At 69.0% G+C, this 17,954-nt stretch carries 15 protein-coding genes; 9 read left to right on the top strand and 6 right to left on the bottom strand.

The window, feature by feature from the left end; genetic code table 11:
• Positions 1–206 precede the first annotated feature (206 nt).
• The 4 genes from E1293_RS31385 to E1293_RS31370 form a co-directional block, all read right to left on the bottom strand.
• Positions 207–818, bottom strand: coding sequence for a dihydrofolate reductase family protein (locus tag E1293_RS31385; RefSeq protein ID WP_132201105.1), 612 nt, complete (start codon positions 816–818; stop codon positions 207–209).
• A gap of 66 nt (positions 819–884) precedes the next feature.
• Positions 885–1,727 (bottom strand): AraC family transcriptional regulator, encoded by an 843-nt coding sequence (locus E1293_RS31380; RefSeq protein ID WP_132201104.1) that lies wholly within the window; start codon positions 1,725–1,727, stop codon positions 885–887.
• A 27-nt stretch (positions 1,728–1,754) separates the two neighbouring features.
• The gene (locus E1293_RS31375; RefSeq protein ID WP_132201103.1) at positions 1,755–3,137 is read right to left on the bottom strand and encodes an MFS transporter; all 1,383 of its coding nucleotides are present in this window, start codon (positions 3,135–3,137) and stop codon (positions 1,755–1,757) included.
• A complete protein-coding gene (locus E1293_RS31370) occupies positions 3,134–3,709 on the bottom strand; it encodes a TetR/AcrR family transcriptional regulator (protein ID WP_207939196.1) in 576 nt (191 codons plus the stop codon). The genes E1293_RS31375 and E1293_RS31370 overlap by 4 nt, the downstream gene beginning before the upstream one ends.
• Positions 3,710–3,840: 131 nt before the next feature.
• Between E1293_RS31370 and E1293_RS31365 the strand changes: the two genes are divergently transcribed.
• A complete protein-coding gene (locus E1293_RS31365) occupies positions 3,841–5,343 on the top strand; it encodes an alpha/beta fold hydrolase (RefSeq protein ID WP_132201102.1) in 1,503 nt (500 codons plus the stop codon).
• A gap of 57 nt (positions 5,344–5,400) precedes the next feature.
• Here the strand turns inward: E1293_RS31365 and E1293_RS31360 are convergent, their stop codons facing one another.
• Positions 5,401–6,288: a LysR family transcriptional regulator gene (locus E1293_RS31360; protein ID WP_132201101.1), complete on the bottom strand. Its 888-nt coding sequence runs from the start codon at positions 6,286–6,288 to the stop codon at positions 5,401–5,403.
• 136 nt (positions 6,289–6,424) lie between these two features.
• On the opposite strand from E1293_RS31360, the gene E1293_RS31355 reads away from it, so the two are divergent.
• The 4 genes from E1293_RS31355 (at position 6,425) to E1293_RS31340 (ending at position 9,700) form a co-directional block, all read left to right on the top strand.
• Positions 6,425–7,126 (top strand): Rossmann-fold NAD(P)-binding domain-containing protein, encoded by a 702-nt coding sequence (locus E1293_RS31355; protein ID WP_132201100.1) that lies wholly within the window; start codon positions 6,425–6,427, stop codon positions 7,124–7,126.
• 11 nt (positions 7,127–7,137) lie between these two features.
• Positions 7,138–7,767 carry an anthrone oxygenase family protein gene (locus E1293_RS31350; RefSeq protein ID WP_243716833.1) on the top strand — a complete coding sequence of 210 codons (630 nt, stop codon included), beginning with the start codon at positions 7,138–7,140 and terminating at the stop codon, positions 7,765–7,767.
• Positions 7,768–7,876: 109 nt separating this feature from the next.
• A complete protein-coding gene (locus tag E1293_RS31345; RefSeq protein ID WP_132201099.1) occupies positions 7,877–8,401 on the top strand; it encodes a GNAT family N-acetyltransferase in 525 nt (174 codons plus the stop codon).
• 72 nt (positions 8,402–8,473) lie between these two features.
• Complete coding sequence (locus E1293_RS31340; RefSeq protein WP_132201098.1) at positions 8,474–9,700, top strand: FxsB family cyclophane-forming radical SAM/SPASM peptide maturase; 1,227 nt, start codon at positions 8,474–8,476, stop codon at positions 9,698–9,700.
• On the opposite strand, the gene fxsT is transcribed toward E1293_RS31340, so the two are convergent.
• Positions 9,697–12,228 (bottom strand): FxSxx-COOH system tetratricopeptide repeat protein, encoded by a 2,532-nt coding sequence (gene fxsT, locus E1293_RS31335; RefSeq protein WP_132201097.1) that lies wholly within the window; start codon positions 12,226–12,228, stop codon positions 9,697–9,699. The genes E1293_RS31340 and fxsT overlap by 4 nt on opposite strands.
• 284 nt (positions 12,229–12,512) lie before the next feature.
• Between fxsT and E1293_RS31330 the strand changes: the two genes are divergently transcribed.
• From E1293_RS31330 to E1293_RS31315, 4 genes are all read left to right on the top strand, one after another.
• On the top strand, positions 12,513–12,707 hold the full coding sequence (locus tag E1293_RS31330; protein ID WP_132201096.1) for a hypothetical protein: 195 nt from the start codon (positions 12,513–12,515) through the stop codon (positions 12,705–12,707).
• A gap of 219 nt (positions 12,708–12,926) precedes the next feature.
• On the top strand, positions 12,927–14,549 hold the full coding sequence (locus E1293_RS31325) for an nSTAND1 domain-containing NTPase (protein WP_132201095.1): 1,623 nt from the start codon (positions 12,927–12,929) through the stop codon (positions 14,547–14,549).
• A 355-nt stretch (positions 14,550–14,904) separates the two neighbouring features.
• Positions 14,905–16,287: an MFS transporter gene (locus E1293_RS31320; protein ID WP_165978476.1), complete on the top strand. Its 1,383-nt coding sequence runs from the start codon at positions 14,905–14,907 to the stop codon at positions 16,285–16,287.
• Between the two features lie 187 nt (positions 16,288–16,474).
• On the top strand, positions 16,475–17,953 hold the full coding sequence (locus E1293_RS31315; protein ID WP_132201093.1) for a VMAP-C domain-containing protein: 1,479 nt from the start codon (positions 16,475–16,477) through the stop codon (positions 17,951–17,953).
• Position 17,954 lies beyond the last annotated feature (1 nt).

The raw sequence follows: 17,954 nt of genomic DNA, 5'->3' as shown, positions 1-17,954 counted from the left end.
GTTCAGGGGTCGGTGCGGGGGTCCGCGCCTACGCCCCCTCCCGGTTTCGGTTGTTGGTCGGCGTCTCGTTGTGCGGGGCTGTTCAGGGGTCGGTGCGGGGGTCCGCGCCTACGCCCCCTCCCGGTTTCGGTTGTTGGTCGGCGTCTCGTTGTGCGGGGCTGTTCAGGGGCCGGTGCGGGGCTCCGCTCTCACGGGGGTGTGTTGGGCTAGCGGCGGACGTTGAATTTCAGGTGTAGGACGCGGTCGCCCTGGATGACCACGTGGGGGTCTTCCAGTTGGTGCTGTCCGTTGATGCTGCCGAAGTAGCGTTTGCCTGAGCCGAACACGACTGGCACGACGTCCATCGCCACCTCGTCCACTAGGCCGGCGGCTAGTATTTGGCCGCCCACTTCGCCGGCGTTCACGCCTATGGTTCGCTCCCCGGCGAGTTCCTGGGCCTTCTCGATGGCGGCCGCCACGTCATCGACGAAGTGGTAGGACGCCTCGGGGTGCCAGCCCTCGGGCTTGGGCCGGTGGGACACCACGACCACGTGGTCGCCCGCGGGCGGCCGCCCCTCCCAGCCGTTCACCAGGTCGAACAGGGTGCGGCCCATCACGATCGCGCCGATCGCCTCCCACATCGACCGGACGTATTCCGCCGACGCTTTCGAGACCCTGAAGGCGCTTCCGGTTCCGGAGTGGTCGTACTGCCGGTCGCCGCCTTCGGTGATCGGGGTGTCCCCGCTGAAGTACCAGTCGTGAAGTGGCCCGACGTCGTCGTTCCCATCGGCGATGAAGCCGTCGAGCGACGCCACGCTGTGCATGATCACTGTGCCCACAGGTCCTCCTCGTCTCCGTCGACCTCCGATCTTGTCCTCTCCGAGGGCGGCCGGGCTTGTAAGAAATCAAACGGCGGGCATCGGACCGTCGTCCGGCGGGAACCCCGCCTCGGCGGGGAACCGGCGCCGCAGGGCCAGGTACTCCGCCGGGGTGTGGCCGGTGAAGTCCTTGAACTCCTTGCTGAAGTGAGCCCGGTCGAAGTAGCCCGCGGTCTGGGCGAGATCCGACCAGTCGACCGGACGCAGGGCGTCCACGGAAAGGATCAGCCGCGCGAAGCGGTAGATCCGTGCCACCCGCTTCGGGGTGACCCCGACATGGGACTTGAACTGCGCGGCCAGGTGGTTGCCGCTTACCCCGGCGGCATCGCTCAGCGCACCGACCAGGACCGCACCGTGGGAGGTCGCCAGCCGCGCGCCCGTGTGCTGGACCAGGTCGAGGCCGCGCGAGGGTGCCGTGGCGAGTCGCGATCGGAGCTCGTCCTCCAGGACCCGCAGCGTCTCGGTGGCCGATGCGAGGTCGCCGACCTGGTTGCGGATCCGGTCGATGGACCGTTGCCAGACGGCGTCGACCGGCACCCATCGGTCCCGCAGCTCGGTCGCCGGCATGTCGACGAACGGCGAGAGTCCCCACGGCTTGAAGTGCACCCCGACGAGCCGCACCCGTGAGGGGTACTCGACGACGAAACGCCTGGTCCATATGCCCATGAACCATCCGTCGGCGAACGCCGCCGGCGGCACCGAAGGGTCGGAATCCCAGAGGCGCGCGGGTTCGCCGAGGTTGACGAACAGGTGTGCCGACGGCATCGGCGGCACGTTCATGCGGCGGTGGCGCGGCACCCCGGTCAGGCAGTAGATGTCGTCGATGAACCGATCGAGCGGCGGCGCGGGCACCCGCCCGACATACTCCATGCCCTCAGTCTGGCCGACGTCCGGCCTTCATGCCCGTGGGCGGCGGCCGGCCAGGGGGATGGCAAGGGCGGCCAGGAGCATGGTGGCCGCGCCTATCCAGGCGGCGGTGGTGTAGCCGCCGTCGCTGGGGAACGGGCTGCCGTGCCGGGGGTGGCCGGCGAGGATCAGGCCGGCGAGCGCGCTGCCGAGCGCGAAGCCGGTGCTGCGCACGACCTGGTTGACGCTCATGGCACTGGCGGTCTCGTGCGGCGGGACGGCGCCGAGGATGAGCGCGGGCATCGCGGCCGAGAACGCGCCGACACCGAATCCGAGCACCGACATCGCGACGACCGGCCCGGAGATGTCACCACGAGCGGTTCCGAACACGGCGAACGCGGCCAGGACGACGGCGACGCTGCCGGCGAGCAGCGACGGTGCCCCCGCGCGCCGCCGCATCCAGGGCGCCAGCTTGCCCGCGGCGAAGCCGAGCACGGAGAACGGCACCAGGACCAGCCCGGCCCGGAAGGTGTCGAGCCCGAATCCGTAGCCGACGCCGGAGGGCGTCTGGACGTAGCGGGTGATCAGGCTGAGCAGCAGGTACATGCCGGCGCCGGCGGCGAGCATGGCCGTGTTGGCGGCGGCGACCGCGGGGTGGCGCAGCAGCCGGACGTCCACCAGCGGGGCCGGCCTGCGGGTCTCGATCAGGGTCCAGACGGCCAGTGCGGCCAGGGCGGCCGCCGTCACCAGTCCCATGAGGGCGGGATGGTCGCGCCACGGGCCGGTCTGGCTGATGGCGATGAGCAGGGTCAGCAGTCCGGCCGCGAGGAGTACGCCGCCCGTCCAGTCCACGCGGGCCGGGGCGGACGCCTTCGCGTCCGGCAGGCCGAGCCAGGCGGTGACCAGGGCGAGGACGCTGACGGCGAGACCGAGCGCGTAGGCGGCGTGCACATCGGCGAGGTCGGTGAGCAGACCCGCCAGCGGGTATCCGACCCCGATCCCGGCCGTGGAGGTCACCGACAGCAGGGCGATGGTGCTCGCCGCCCGGTCCGGAGGCAGGTGCTCGCGGGCGGTGGCCATCAGCAGCGCCGTCACCCCCAGGCCCACGCCTTGCGCGGCGCGTCCCACCAGCAACAGCCAGAACGGCAGTGCCGGGACCGACAGCGCGCCGCCCGCGGCAACGGTCGCCAATGTCACCAGCACGACGGGGCGGCGGCGCGAGCCTGATCCGAGCCGGCCCAGTATCGGGGTCGCGACGACGCCGGAGAGCAGCGCGATCGTCAGCGTCCACTGCGCCGCGGCGAGCGAGACGTGGTACTCGGCGGACACCGCCGTGATCAGCGGTGCGCCGAGGCTGCCCACGACCGCGGACACCAGGGCGACCAGCACCAAGGTGGTCGGAAGCAGGCGGCCTGCCGTCTGGTGGCCGCTCACCGGTTGGTCTCGGTGTTGATGTGGGTGAACAGTCCCGGCTGGATCCGGGTGCGCGCCTGCCGGGCCCAGTCCTGGTCGACTTCGGCGATGTCCAGGGCGGCACCGGTGTTGAGCAGCATGCCGTAGGCCAGGAACGTTTTGACGGTGACCGGGTCCAGGCCGGTGGTGGCCGCCACCGACTCCCACAACCGGCCGAAGCTGGTGCGCACGGCGACGCGGACGTCCTCCTCGCCGGAAGCGGCGAATGCCTGCAGTTGCAGCAGCAGCGTCGTGCGGTCGGCCAGCATCGCGTCGTATTCGAGGCCCATGGCGGCCAGTGCCTCCAGCCCGGTGAGGCCGCCGGCGGCGGCCAGCATCGCCAGCCGCGTCCGTTCGAACGCCGCGTCCACGGCGTCGATGAACAGCCGCTTCTTCGTGCCGAACAAGCGAAAGACGTAAGCCTGGGTGATGCCGGCCCGCTGGGCGATCGTTTCGGCCGAGGTCCCGTGCAGCCCCTTGGCGGCGAACTCGTCTCCGGCCACCTTGAGCACCTGCTCACGACGCTGCTGCTTGGACATCCGCGCTGTCGGCATGGCGATGGAGTTTAGTAGTTACTAACTACTTACTCAAACCTGATCCGGTGGCGGGTCACTCTCAGGTCCGGGGGCGGGGTTCCGCTCGCGGAGTGATGTGCGGTTGATCATCTGCGTTCCAGACTCCTCGGATGAGGATCTCGAAGAGGGCGGGGAGCCTGGCCGCCGCGTTCGCCGTCGTCGCCGGCGGTGTCGCTGTCACCGCGCCCGCAGGGCACGCCGAGAAGGCTTTGCAGGCGCCGCAGGAGGGGGCGGCCGACTGTGCGCCGGTCTCCGGCGCGGTGTGCGGGACGGTGCGCGTGCCGCTGGTGCGGGAACGTCCAGGCATGGGGAGCACCTCTGTGGCCTACGCGCTGATCAGGCACCGCGATGCCTCCGGGCCCGCCAAGGGGACCGTGGCGATCAACCCCGGTGGTCCGGGCGATTCCGCGATCGCGGCCGCGCCGCAGTACGTCCAGATGTTCGGCGGCCTGCTGCGCGACCATGACGTGCTGCTGGTCGATCCGCGCGGGGTCAACCGCTCCGATCCCGTCCAATGCGGGGCCCTGGGGGCGCTGCCCGCGACCCGTGACGGCTTCGTGCGGGCGGTCGGCGAATGCGGCCGGACGCTCGGGACCCGCGCGCGCGGCTACACCTCGGCCGAGATCGCCGACGACATCGACGCCGTCCGGGACAGGCTGGGCATCGAGCGGCTGGACCTGCTCGGGGAGTCCTACGGCACGTACCTCATGACGGTCTACGCCCAGCGGCATCCCGGGCGGGTGCGCTCGATGGTGCTCTCCAGCGCCTACCCGCTCGACTTCGACATGTGGGCGCGTCCCAACGCGCGGGCCGCGCGGCGAGCGCTCCGACTGGTGTGCGAGCGCAGTGCGGGCGCCTGCGATGGGGACCAGGTCACGCGCGACATCGCACGGCTCGCCCAGAGGGTCCGCGTGCGGCCGATCGCCTACACGCTGGAAGACCGGCAGCGGCGGCTGGACGACACCGCGCTGGCCTCGATCGTCTTCGGCCTCGCGAAGACGGCCCCTGCCGGCATCGGCGATGTGCCGGCGATGGTCCGCAGTGCTCTGCACGGCGACAACACGCCCCTGATCGAAGCCGCCCGGAAGGTGGCACCGCTGAGCGGTTCGGCACTCCGCCAGGACGAGGAGCGGCCCTTCAACCCCGAACAGGCCGCGGTGGTGATGTGCAATGACTATCCGACGGCGTGGAACCGCGAGGCGCCGGTCGCGACCCGGCTCGAACAGTTCTCGACCGGTCTCGCGGCGCTGCCGGAGCGGGCATATTGGCCGTTCGGCAAGCGAGCCTGGACCAGCGTGAGCTACAGCTGGGGCAACGCCTGCGTGCGCTGGCCGGACCGGCACGGCCCGGTGCAGCCGACGGGCGGGCCGTTCCCCGACGTCCCGGTGCTGGTCGTCTCGGGTGATCTGGACGCCAACACCCCGACCGAACAAGGCCGGCAGGCCGCCCGCCGGTTCCGGCGCTCCACGGTCGTGGAGGTCCCCAACGTCGGCCATGTGGCCGAACACGAGCCCAGCGGCTGCGCGGCCGGAATCGAGTCCGCCTTCATCCGCGACCTGCGGGTCGGCGATACCTCGTGCCTGGCGGACATCCCACCGGCCCCAGTCGCGTAAGGCGGACGCCCCCTCGATGCGGGCGGCCGGCCCGGTCACCGTGCGGCGGGCCGGCCGTCATCGGGGCTCGCGCAGGTCGCCGGCGACCTGCGCGAAGGCGCGGATCAGCGACGTCTCTCCCGAGCTCCGCCAGATGAGCGCCCATTCGAGGGCCGGCGAGTCATGGATCGGGATGTAGGCGATGTCGCCGCGCGCGAAGTACTTGACGGCGTGGGCCGGCACCGGCGTGACGCCCTGGTCGGCGGCGACGTTGGCGAGGATCTCCTGGACGGTGTGGGTGACCGGGCCGCGCGGGATCGGCCGGCCGCTCGGAGTCTGCGCCGGGCGCACCGCCTCCTCCAGGTAGGCGGGGAGGGAGTCCGACGAGCCGAGCATCGACTCGTCGCCGAGGACTTCGAGGGAGACCGACTCGTGCCGGGCGAGCGGATTGCGCGGCGACACCGCCAGGACCAGGGCCTCGGTGAGGACGACCGGCCCGACGGTAAGGTCGGGTTCCGCGACCGGCAGCCAGAGGACCTGGAGGTCGACGTCGCCGTCGCGCAGCGGCGTGAACGGGTCGCCCGCGGTCGCCTCCCGGATCTGCAGTTCGCAGTCGGGGTGCCGGGCGGTGAACGCGCCGATGATGTCGCTGATCTCGTGTCCGGTGGCGCCGATGAAGCCGATCCGCAGCGTGCCGGTCAGCCCGCGGGCGGCGGCGGTCGCCCGTTCGACGCCCTGCTGGATGAGCAGGTGGCCGGCCCGCAGGTCCTCGCTCAGCCGGCGGCCGATGGGAGTCAGCGAGACCCGGCGGCTGGTGCGTTCGAACAGCGCGGCGCCGATCTCCCGCTCCGTCTTCTGGATCGCCTGGCTGACCCGTGCGCGGGTGACGAGCAGCTTGTCGGCGGTACGGCCGAAATGCAGCTCCTCGGCCAGGGTCAGGAAGATCTCGATGTCCCGCAGCTCCATCGCCCAGCGCCTCCGTCCAACGGTAATCCCCAGGTTAATGAACGTTGCGTCCTTCGTCGTTGTTCGGGCCTTCCACGTGCCGGATCGTTGAGATCAGAAAGGCGCGGCGAGCACGGTTCGAAACGGAGGAGGGAAAGTGCGGAAGGTGGCGATCGTGGCGGGCGGCGGCCAGGGAATCGACCCGGCGCTGGTGCGCGGGCTCGGGCGGATCCTGGCCGCGGACCCCGGCGGCGGGGTCGTCCACCGGCTGCCCGACGTCCGGCAGGGCGCCGAGGAGCTGGCGGCCGCGGTGGCGGCGCGGCACGGCGGGGTCGACATCGTGGTCTCCGACACCTCCGCCCGCGTCCTGCCCGGGGTACGCCACCGCGACCAGGTCCGCCGCCTCGTCGAGGTCAACAACCACGGCACGCGGCGGGTGATCCAGGGGTTCGTCCCGCTGCTGAACGACGGCGCCAGGTTCGTGGTGGTCGCCGACCGGTTCGGGGCGCTGCGGCACCTCCCCGGGCATCTGCGGCCGCGCTTCGACGTCGACCGGATGAGCCTGGACGACCTGGCCGAGGTCATGGACGGCTACGTGGACGCGGTCGAGAGCTGCCGCGCCGCGGCGGACGGCTGGCCCGGCTGGATCAACGTGCCGTCCAGGATCGGCCAGGTCGCCGCCGTCAAGATCCTGGGCCGCGAGCTGGCGGACACGGCCCGGTGCCGGGACATCCTGATCAACGTGGCGGCCGGCGCGGGCGCCGCCGATGCGCTGTGGCTGGCGGGCCTCCCGGCCGGGACCCGCGCGCCCTACGCCGAACTCGTGCACGACCGCAAGGTCATTCCCTTCGGGTCCTGAGGAGAACGAAAATGATGATGAAGAACCTGTCCACCCTCTCGCTGATCGCCGCGACGCTCACGACCGGAATGGTCGCCGGGCTGATGGCCGACTGGGCCTACACGGTCCTGCCCGGGCTGGGCCGCAGCAGCGACCGCACCTTCGTCGAGGGCCTCCAGCACCTCAACCGCGCCATCCAGAACGGCTGGTTCTTCCTCAGCTTCCTGGGGGCCATTCTCTTCGCGGGGCTGGCGGCCTACCTCGCCTGGCGCGGGCACGGCCGGGACGCCCTGCCGTGGATCATCGCCGGGCTGGCGCTGTACCTGGTGACGTTCATCATCACCTTCGCCGCGAACATCCCGCTCAACGAGCAGCTCGACAGGGCCGGCGACCCGGCGCAGATCAAGGACCTCGCCGCCGTCCGCGCCGACTTCGAGAGCAAGTGGATCGCCTGGCACCTCGTCCGGACCGTGGCCAACATCGCCGCCTTCGGCTGCCTGGCCTGGGCCCTGGTGATCCATGGCGGACAGCGCGACGACAAGCCCGCCGCCGCGGCGAGCGCCGGTCCCGCGTCCGGCCTGCCTGCTGCGGCGCCCTACGGGCACCCGATTCACCCGCAGCCCTACGGGCCGGTGCACGCGCCGCACGTCCGGCATCGGTGACTTCGTCCCCCTGCGCCGCCGGCCCTCGGGCCGGCGGCGCTGCCGGTGGTTCACGGGCCTGGCGGACGCGGTGCCGGGCGGCCCACCGGGCAGCCGCTAGATTTCGCGGGTGAGCGTGGAGTTGCGGGTGGGGACCCGGGTGGCCGTTCGGCGGGTGCAGGCGGGGGACGAGGCGCGGTTCGTCGAGTTGTCGCGCGGGAGTGCCGAATTCCATCGGCCTTGGGTCGTCCTGCCCGCGTCGGCGACGGAGTTCGCGGACTATCTCGCGCGGTTCGGCGGGGTGGACGCGGTCGGGATGGTGGTGTGCCTGCGCGACGGCGGCGACCTTGCGGGAATCGTCAACATCAACGGAATCGTCCGCGGCTCCTACCAGCGGGGCGTGCTCGGGTACGCCGCATTTCTGCCTTACGCGGGTCGCGGCTACCTGGGTGAAGGGGTCGGGCTCGCGGTCAGGTACGCGTTCGAGCAACTGGGCCTGCAGCGGGTCGAGGCGGACATCCAGCCGGGGAACTCCGCGTCCATCAGGCTGGTCCGGCGGCTCGGCTTCCGGAAGGAAGGGGTCTCGCCGGCGTTCATCAAGATCGACGGAGAATGGCGGGACCACGAGCGGTGGGCCCTGACCCACGTTTATTGATCATGTAAAACAGATATACCTGTACAAAATAGAAGCGTAGCGCCGTGTCTTGATCTCATTGGGGGTCAGCAGGTGGTCGTCCACGGCGAGGAGCCCGGCAGCGAGTGGCCGGGTGCTCTTGACGTGCGCGGCCTCCTGGAGGACGGCTGGCGGCCGACCCCGATCCGCGACTTCATCCTCAAGCTGCACAGCCGCTGCAACCTCGCGTGCGACTACTGCTACATGTACGAGATGGCCGACCAGGGCTGGCGGCGGCAGCCCCGGCGGATGTCCAGGCAGGTCCTCGAATGGGTGGCGGAGCGCATCGCCGAGCACGCGCGGGTCAACCGGCTCTCCGAGGTTCAGATCGTCCTGCACGGCGGTGAGCCGCTGCTCGCCGGTACCGAGCGGCTGCGGTACGCCATCGAGACGATCACGGCGGCGGCCGACGCGGATCTGCGTGTCGGTTTCAGCGTGCAGACCAATGGCGTCCTGCTGGACGAGCCGTTCCTGGAGTTGTTCGCCAAGTACGGCGTCACGGTCGGCGTGAGCGTCGACGGCGACGAAGAGGGGCACGACAGGCATCGGCGGCGGGCCGACGGCCGCGGCAGCTACCAGGCGGTGCGGGACGGCCTGGAGCGGCTCGCGGGCCCGTCGTACAGGCATCTGTTCGGCGGCCTGCTGAGCACGATCGACCTGCAGAACGACCCGATCGCGACCTACGAGTCGCTGCTGGCCCTGGACCCGCCCGAGATGGACTTCCTGCTGCCCCACGGCAACTGGGACGAGCCGCCGCCGGGACGCCCGCCGGACGAGTCGACACCCTACGGGGACTGGCTCATCGCCATCTTCGACCGCTGGTTCGCGGCGGAGGCGGCAGATGTCCGCATCCGCCTGTTCAGCGAGATCATCCGCCTGCTGTTCGGCCGGATGTCGGCGAGCGAGGCCGTCGGGCTGTCACCGGTGGCGGTGGTCGTGGTGGAGACCAACGGCGAGATCGAGCAGGTCGACTCGCTCAAGTCGGCGTACGAGGGGGCGGCGGGGACGCGGCTGCACGTGTCGCGGGATCCGTTCGACACGGTGCTGTCGCTGCCGTCCGTCGCCGCGCGGCAGATCGGCCGCAAGGCCCTGTCGGACCAGTGTCTGGCGTGCCCGGCGCACGAGGTCTGCGGCGGCGGCCTCTACCCGCACCGGTACCGGTCGGGCACCGGGTTCCGCAACCCGTCGGTCTATTGCCGCGACCTGTACAAACTGATCACCCACATCCGGGACGTCCTCAGCCGCGATCTGACGGCCGAGCCCGCGGGTGAGCCTGCCTAGATCGGCGGCGGGTCGAAGTCGGCGTCCAGCCGGCGTCCCTCCAGGAAGACCTGGGCGTCGGGATGCTCCAGTGTGAGGACGCGGTGGTAGCGCTCCTCGGTGTCGTTGTGCAACGCCGCGGCCTCCTCATCCCGCCCGAGGGCCCGGAGGTCCGCAACGGCGTTCGCGGCAGCGGACAGGGTCACCGGGTGGTCCTCGCCCAGCAAGGCGCGGAGCCGCCGCAAAGTACCGGCGCAGAGCCGGTACGCCGACTCCGTCTCACCGAGGGAGGCCAGGTCGCTGGCCAGGTTGATGGCGACGGTAAGGGAGTAGTGGTGGTCGCGGCCCAGCTTCAGTTCCAGCCCTGTCAGCGCATCCTCGTTGATCTTCCTGGCGACCTCAGGGTCGCCGGTGATCCGTCGCAGGATGGCCAGGTTCCCCGCGCAGGCGTGGTTGTAGGGGTGCTCGGCGAGGTAGACACGGGGGTAGCGGCGCACCGTGTCGTCTGCGAGCACCAAAGCTTCCTGGACCTCGCCGATGGTGCGCCTGATATTGGCAAGGCAGGTGGCGGCCGCCAGAGTGTCGGGGTGGCTGAGCCCCCAGGCCCGGACGTAGCGCTGATGGACTTCCTCGGCGACTTCGAGGGCGCGCTCGTAGTCGCCCGCCCTGCGCCAGGCGATGGACAGGTCCTTGCCGGCGCGCAGCGTCCAGGAGTGCTCCGGGCCGAGAAGTTCCAGGCCGTAGGCGTAGACGTCTTCGCCGAGATCGCATGCCTCGGCGAAATCCCCGCTAAGCCGTACCGCCCGTGCGAGACCGGTGTAGATGTTGAGGAAGGAGCCCGGGTCAGCCGACTCCGCCCCTTCAGCACGGATCTCCCTGAACATCTTTTCGAGTAGAACGCGAGCGCCCGAGTAGTCACTCTTGAGCCCGTAGTCGAGCGCAACGCTGTTGATGGCGCGCCGCGTACTCCAATCTTCGTCTCCGAATTTTGTCCGGTAGCGGTGAAGTGCATTATCGTCAATCTCGTGTGCCTGCTCGAAGTCGCCGCTCGCGCGCAGATCAGCGGCCCGGCCGCGTAGCGCCCGCAACGTTGTTTCGTGGTCAGGGGGTAGAGCTTTCTCCACCGCGTCGAGTGTCTGTATGTTGCGGTCAGAGGCCTCCTGATATTGGCCGAGTTCCCGGAGAAGGTTGCCCAGTTCCACGTGGAGCCTCAGGACGTCCTCGTCGTCACTCCCCGAAGTGGCGGTCCACGTGTCGATGAACGACTGCACGAGGGACCGGGCCGAGGCATAGTCGGCCGAGGCGTACAGGTAAGTGACCATATTGAGAGCAAGTTCACGCACTCGCTGGTCCTGGCATTGTGCTACTTCAGCCGGCCCGATATGGCCCAGTACGGCGAGATAGGTGTTCCAGTTGCCCGCGTCATTCGGGTCCAGCGGGGTGTAGCCGGCCAGCAGCAGGTGGACTTCATGACGTAGCCTGCCCTGTTCGGCCTCCGGCAGTTCGTCACGGACGAGAGCCTGGATCAGCCGGTGCACTTGGATGGTCCGGGCGGGGAAGTCCAATCTGGCGAGAGCGAAGCGTCCGAGTTCACCGATGGCCCGGCCCAGCCGGATAGGGTCCGCAAGGAGGTCGTTCAGCCGAGGGCTCAGCCCAGAAACGACCCTTCTGAAGGCGTCTCGCGGAATCGGCTCCGGACCAAAGAACGCGCAGTAACGCAGGAGGTCCAGCGCTTCGGGCAGCTTCTCCTCCAGACTGGCCACCGACAGCCCCCAGGCCGCCGTCATCGAGGCGGGGTACTCGGTCGGCTTGCCCTGGGAGAGCAACTGGCTCGTGCGTTGCGTCAGGAGCTGCAGATACTCCGATACCGCGATGCCCGTCTCGACGTGAAGCGCGGCGGCTTGTTCCAGGGCGAGCGGGAGGTCCCCGAGTTCCTCCGCCAGCCGGTCCGCGTCCTTGGGACTGATTCCCTTCGGTATCCGTCTGGTGAGGAACTCGACGCTCTCTTCGCGGGGGAAGACGTCGATCCGGACCGCGTCGACGATGCCCGCCCAGCGGTGGTTGCGCGATGTGATCAGGACGTGCCCGGACCCCTGCGGCAGGATGTCGGTCAGTTCCTCGGGCTCGTCGGCGTTGTCGAAGATCAGGAGCCAGTTGGCGTGGGGCTCCCCGCGGCGCAGCGCGTCCAGCACGGCGTTGGCCGCATCCTCCACACCGCTCACGGATGCGGAGGGAAGGCCGAGAGGCTGGGCCAGGCTGGCGAGCGAGGAGCGGACAAGGACCGGCTGGTCCGCCGGAATCCACCAGACGAGGTCGTAGTCGGAGCGGTAGCGGTAGGCGTACTCCACCGCCATCTGGGTCTTGCCCACGCCACCGAGGCCGTGCAGCGCGTGCGGTACGACGGCCGTGACCCGGCTGTCCAGACCCTCGCGAAGCCGGGTGAGGAGTTCCGCGCGTCCGGTGAAGTTCTTGTTGCGAGGAGGGACCTTGCCCCAGACCTGGGGTATCCGCTCCGCTACGGGCGATGGGTCAGGCTGAGAACTGCTCACTCGATCCCCTTGCGTCACGCTGAGCCTGCGGAGCAATCTGCATCGCGTCGCAGTGATGCAAATGCGTCAACCTCGACACTATATTGAAGTCGGCGATCGATAAATGTGTCAGGCGACACTGAAGTGACGCCTATTTTCGGTCGCACCCGCTCCTGTTTTCTACTGGACCGAATTCCGGTGGCACCGGCGTCGACTTTCTGCAACCATGGTGGTGGGCCGCTTTGTGCCGTCTCGGCATGAACCACCGAAGAAGCGGCAGTCGCGTCGACATCAAGGAGAGGTCGATGGAGCAGGACACGTTCCTATTGCGCAGTGAGGCCGCCCCGGCGGCATCCTCGGGCGCACAGACTCCCGGGCGCCGGCGGGTGCGGATGGAGTTGGCCCGGCCCGGTTCGCTCGCACGCGCGTTCGACAACAAGCTCACTGAAAAATCGGCGAGTGCGACCGGCGGGTTCGGCAACAAGATCTCGCCGCGTTGAGGATGTGGCGACAATGCATGACCGGCGGTGAATAACGGTCGGCCGACCCGCGCATTTTGGTCGTCCATGGATGATATGCATTGTCGTCGCAACGCCCGGCCGTTCGCTCGGCCATGCGCTACGCTCGGATGAGCCGGTCGGCACCATTTGACAACAGGTGCCTGCTGATGGGACGGGATGATGACCGTGCGAGCTCCTCCGGGCGGGCCAGAATGCTTCGTGGGCACCTGCGAGTTCGGTGAGCAGGATCAGTCGATCTTCTTCGGCAGGGCGACGGAGACCGAAAAGGTCGCCGAGTCGTGGGCTGCGAATCGACTCACCGTGCTTCACGGAGGGGCAGGTATCGGCAAGACCTCGTTGCTTCGCGCGGGTGTCATCCCATCGCTACGGGTGAAGGGCGCGAACGTACTGCCCCCCGCGCACGTGGCCCACCGTCCGTCCTTCCCCCTGGCGGCGTTGCCCGAGCACAATCCATACCGGCTCGCCGTGCTGGCCTCGTGGTACACACGCGCGTCACCGGTGCAGATGTCGGAGGTGACGATCGGGACGTTCGTGCGCAAGCACCAGCGCATGGACCGGTTCGGGCGTCCACTGCCCACCCTCGGAGCCATCGACGGGGCGGAGGCGCTCCTCAATGCCGCCGGCCGCCATGAACGGCATCGCCTCGGATTCCTCGATGAACTCGTGGCGATGATGGAGCAGGAACCCGGCCTGCATCTGCTCTTGGCGGTGCGAGACGACGCGTTGGACGAGGTGCTGAAATTCGCCGGTCGACTCGGCCGGTCGGCTCCGCCTACGTGCGCGCTCGGACCGCTGACTCCTGAAGATGCGTGTAGGGCCGTTGAGCAGCCGCTTCGCCATGCGGGGCGGTCCGCTGAGGGCGTTGGCGAACCTCTCGTGCAGGAACTCCGTACGGTGCGGCGCGCAGGTGCAGCGCAGATCACCGCCACCGTCGAGCCCGTGCTGCTGCAGCTCGTGTGCGCGAGCCTCTACCGAGGACCGGCCGGTGATCTGGAGGTGCCCGCGGAACGGTTGCACAGCGAGGCAGACCGGGTGCTCGCGGAGTTCTGCGCGCAGAGCCTGGCGACGATCGCCGCAGACCAGAGCATTCCGGTGGCAACCGTGCTCTCCTGGTTTCGCAGTGTCTTCGGCGGGCCGCAGGGGCGCGCGGGCGTGGCCGAGGAACGCCTGTACGAAGAAGTGCCCAAAGCAGTCGTCGACGAGATCCAGGACTGCCACCTCATCCGCGCTCGCCTGCGCGACGGGCGCCGGCACTACGCGTTGCAGCATCCGAGGCTGATCGAGCCGGTGCGGCGGCTCGGCGGCGGGGGAGCGGTGCCCGTCGTCCAGCGGCCGGGACCTTCGGAGCGCCTGCGGCAGGCGCACGGGGCGCTGGCGGACGATGATCCCGAGCTTGCGCGCCGCCACGCGAAGGCGGCCGCCAGAGCCTGCGGCGAAGGTGATCTCCGGATCCTCGCTGAGGCGACGACGTTCCTCGGCGACGTCGCCTACGAGCGAGGCGAGGCCGAAACGGCCATCGGGCATTACCGGGAGGCAGCGTCCATCTTCGAGGCCGCCCGGGACAATGCCGCGGTCGGTTGGCTGCTGACCGGAATCGGACGGATCCTCCTGGACAGCGAGCCCGGCGAGGCCGTGCGCCAGCTCCGTGCGGCGGCTGGGCGGCTCCCGCATGAACTGTCCGTTCAGACGGCTCTCGGGCAGGCGCTCCTGCGGTCAGGGCGAACCCGCGCGGCTCGCGCCGTGTTCGAGGACGTCCTCGGCCGCGACAGCACCAACCGCGAAGCGCTGAGCGCCAAGCGCGACTTGTCTAGTATCGCGTAGATACGTCGACTTTGAGGCCCCTTGGCTATCTGTCCTGTGTGATGTGTTATGGACTTGTTTATAGCCAACTGTAGCACCTAAGGTCGATATTCTCATTTGTTCTCTTTTGTGAGAAACGAGCATTGTCCCTGTACGGTCGGCCGACTCTGTTCGTGATTCGCTGACGGCAATTCCGGCTGCTGCTAAGATCCCGCGAGCGGGCGCGCGTCCGCCCGTGCACGGATTCCGGCCCGAAAAATAGGCGACTTCTTGCGAAACCATGACCCGGTGTCCTTTTGACTGGGCAGTGATGAAGTGTTGTGCCCAAAGAGCGCTGGGGTGGTGACCACGGTACGAAATGAGGAGAAGTCAGAGGGTGGCCGCCGCCTCAATAAAGTCGAGGTCGCCGGACGGTGGCGACCCGCCCGGATTCAGTGACCAGGAAAACGGGATCTGGCGTCGCGACTTCCGGCTGCTGCTAGGCGGATCGGCACTGTCGCAGCTGGGCACGCTCGGTGCCGCGGCAGCCAATCCACTGCTCGCCCTGGCCTTGACGCATTCGCCGATCGTGACGGGCTGGGTGGCGGCCGCCGGTACGCTGCCAGGGCTGTTCCTGCACGTGCCGGTCGGATTGCTCGTCGACCGCTACGACCGTCGGCGGATCATGCTCATCAGCCAAGTGATCCGGGTCCTCAATTCGATGGTCCTGGTCGTCGGCCTCTTCAGCTTCGCCAACCCTTGGCCGTTTCTTGTTGTGGCCGCAATGATCGACGGTACCTGTGCGGTCTTCTTCCGCATCGCGGAACTCGCCGCGGTGCGGTACGTGGTACCGGACGCCAAGGCTGAAAGCGCGATGGGCAAGAATGAGGCCCGCCATCATGTGGCCTTGGTACTCGGCCGCCCGGTCGGTGGGGCACTTTTTGCCGCCGGACGTGTCTACCCCTACATATTAGACGCGGCGACGTCCCTGCTATCGGTCTTTTCTCTGCTGTTCTTGAGAACCAAGTTCCTGCAGTCCTCCAGGGCGCCGCGCGGCATGGCGTTCGGAATGTCGAAACGGCGGATGCTGGTTCTCACCCGTTTGGGATTCCGTCGAATATATCATGACAGATTCCTCTTTGTTTCGCTGCTCGTCTGCGCGATCGCGAACGTCGGTTTCCAGATTATCATTCTGTTGCTCGTGGTGGAGGCCGAAAGGCGGCAACTCTCCGGGTCGGTCATCGGTGCGATGCTCGCCACCTCGGGCGTCGCGGGCTTTGCCGGGGCGATCACCGCCGCCCCGGTCGTGCGACGATTGTGTCCTGTGCGAACGGTCAAGTACTCCGTGCTGCTCTGGCTGCCCTTGCTCCTGATCGTCGCCTGGATGAAGAACCCGCTGATCGGCATGGTCGCCTGGGGTGCCTGCAGCTTCATGGGCGCCTACATAAATGTCGCTCTGGCAGTGCATCAGACCAGGGTCGTCCCGAGCCGCGTGCTAGGCCGGGTAGAAGGCGTCAGCCAGTTTCTCACCACCGGCGCGGTGACGCTTGGAGCCTTTGCGGGAGGGTACGTCATTACCGCCTTCGGGCCCCGGCTCACGGCGGCCCTCGTGACCGCCGCATTCGGAGTGATCGCGATCGTCGTTTTCTCCTTGATCAGGGATCCGGATCGCCGTCGTGCGGCGGAGCCGGTGGAGGAGGGTGCACCGGAAGCGGCGGAAAGTGTGCCGATCACCGGCACGGCGATACCGGTCGGAGAGCCGGTGGGAGCGAAGGCGTAGCCCCTCCGCGCCTTTGCCGACCAGCTTGGCGGCGTCCGAACCATGTGGCATGACACATTCGCGGCGTCCTATTCCGGTCGCTTCCGACTTGCGCGGAGAGCATCCGCCTGGCGCATGCCTCGGAGGTACGCTTCCCCCGTCGAACATGGCCGGTCCTCCCGGCCATCTTGGGGCGGAGGCGGGGCGTTTGAGCACGTCGCTGGACGCCGATGATCTGCATCGGCTGATCGAGGCGATCCTTCGCGTCGACGCGATGAGCGTCCAGCGGGAGCGCGCGGTCCATGTGCAGGCGCTGGAGCACGATCTCGGGCACAGCCTCGACTATGTGCACCACGACAAGGAAATGCTCGACGTGTGGGCGCTGGTCGATGCCCTTCTCAACTATCCGGGCGCGGCGCATGCCCTGGTGCGGATTCTGCGGACCTTCTATCCGAACAGCCTGCCGGTGCGGGCCCTCGGCGAGCTCGTCGCCGAGCTGGTTCCCGAACCGTGGCTCGACCAGGCCGAGCGGCGCGTGCTCCACGAGCTGATCACTTCGCTGGAGCGGACGGACCTCGACCCGGCGTATCTCGGCAGGTTCCTGATGCTCTACCCACGGGCGGTCGGCCCTGCATGGCCGCAGCTCGACCGGGAGGTCCACAGCTTGCACGACGTCGTCGCCGTCCTGGAGGAGATACCCGCCGGACGCGACGGAGTCCCGCCGCTGCTGGTGTTCGTGAACGACCTGGCCGAGTACGCGGGGCAGCCGACCACGACGGCATTCCGCCACTGGGTGCGCCGGCAGGTGGAGGTGCAGGGCCTGAACGGCGCCCTCGTCCAGCGGGACCGGACCCCGGAGCTCGCGCCGGCCCCGCTGGAGCCGTCCGAGAACTACCTGATCATCGAGTGCGCGCCCGACGCGCTGGAAGCGGACCGCTACCTGGTCACCGCCTGGCTCCAGGTCGGCCGCGAACCCGGCAGCACGCTGCAGTGCAGCGACGAGGCGCTGCCGCTCAGCCGGATCCCCGAGCTGCTCGAGCGGCTGCTCACCTCGGAGAGCTCCGTGATCGGGCGGCCCAGCCCCGATCTGACGATCGAGTTCCTGCTGCCTCGCGCCCTGCTGGATCAGCCGGTCGAGCAATCCATGATCAACATTGCGGGGATCGAGCACCGCATCGGCATCCAGTACCCGGTGGTCGTGCGCAGTCTCGACCGGATGCGGATGGCGGCGCTGCACCATCCCTGGCGGCACAAGTGGGACTGGCTGTCCGGCAACTCGGTCGACGCCCCGGTCTGCCTGCTGACCCAGCCCGGCGAATGCGACCGGGAAGAGCTCTACTCCAAGCTCTCCGGGGCGTCCACCGCGGTCCTCGCGCTGGCCTTCCCGCCGTGGAGCGGCGTGGACGACGAGCCGGACGAGCACTGGGTCGGCCTGGTGGCCGGTATCCCCGTCGTCGCATGGTGCCGGGACGGCCGCGACCCCGCCCAGTTCGCCAGGGAGGTCAAGGGGCTGCTCGCGGCCGACGTGATGAAGCTGCCGCGCCGCACGCTGGAACTTCGCCGGCAGGCGTTGTCGGGCGTCTCCGAAGGCACCGGATCCGGCCATCTCGGGCTGCACTTGACACTCCTGTTCGACAATGCCGACCGCATCCCCGAGCCGTACGTGCGGCTCCGCCCACCCGCATAGC

It is taken from the genome of Actinomadura darangshiensis (assembly GCF_004349235.1).
Classification (GTDB): domain Bacteria; phylum Actinomycetota; class Actinomycetes; order Streptosporangiales; family Streptosporangiaceae; genus Spirillospora; species Spirillospora darangshiensis.
The sequence above is the reverse complement of the archived record's forward strand: the minus strand, read 5'-3'. Positions and strand labels throughout refer to the sequence as shown.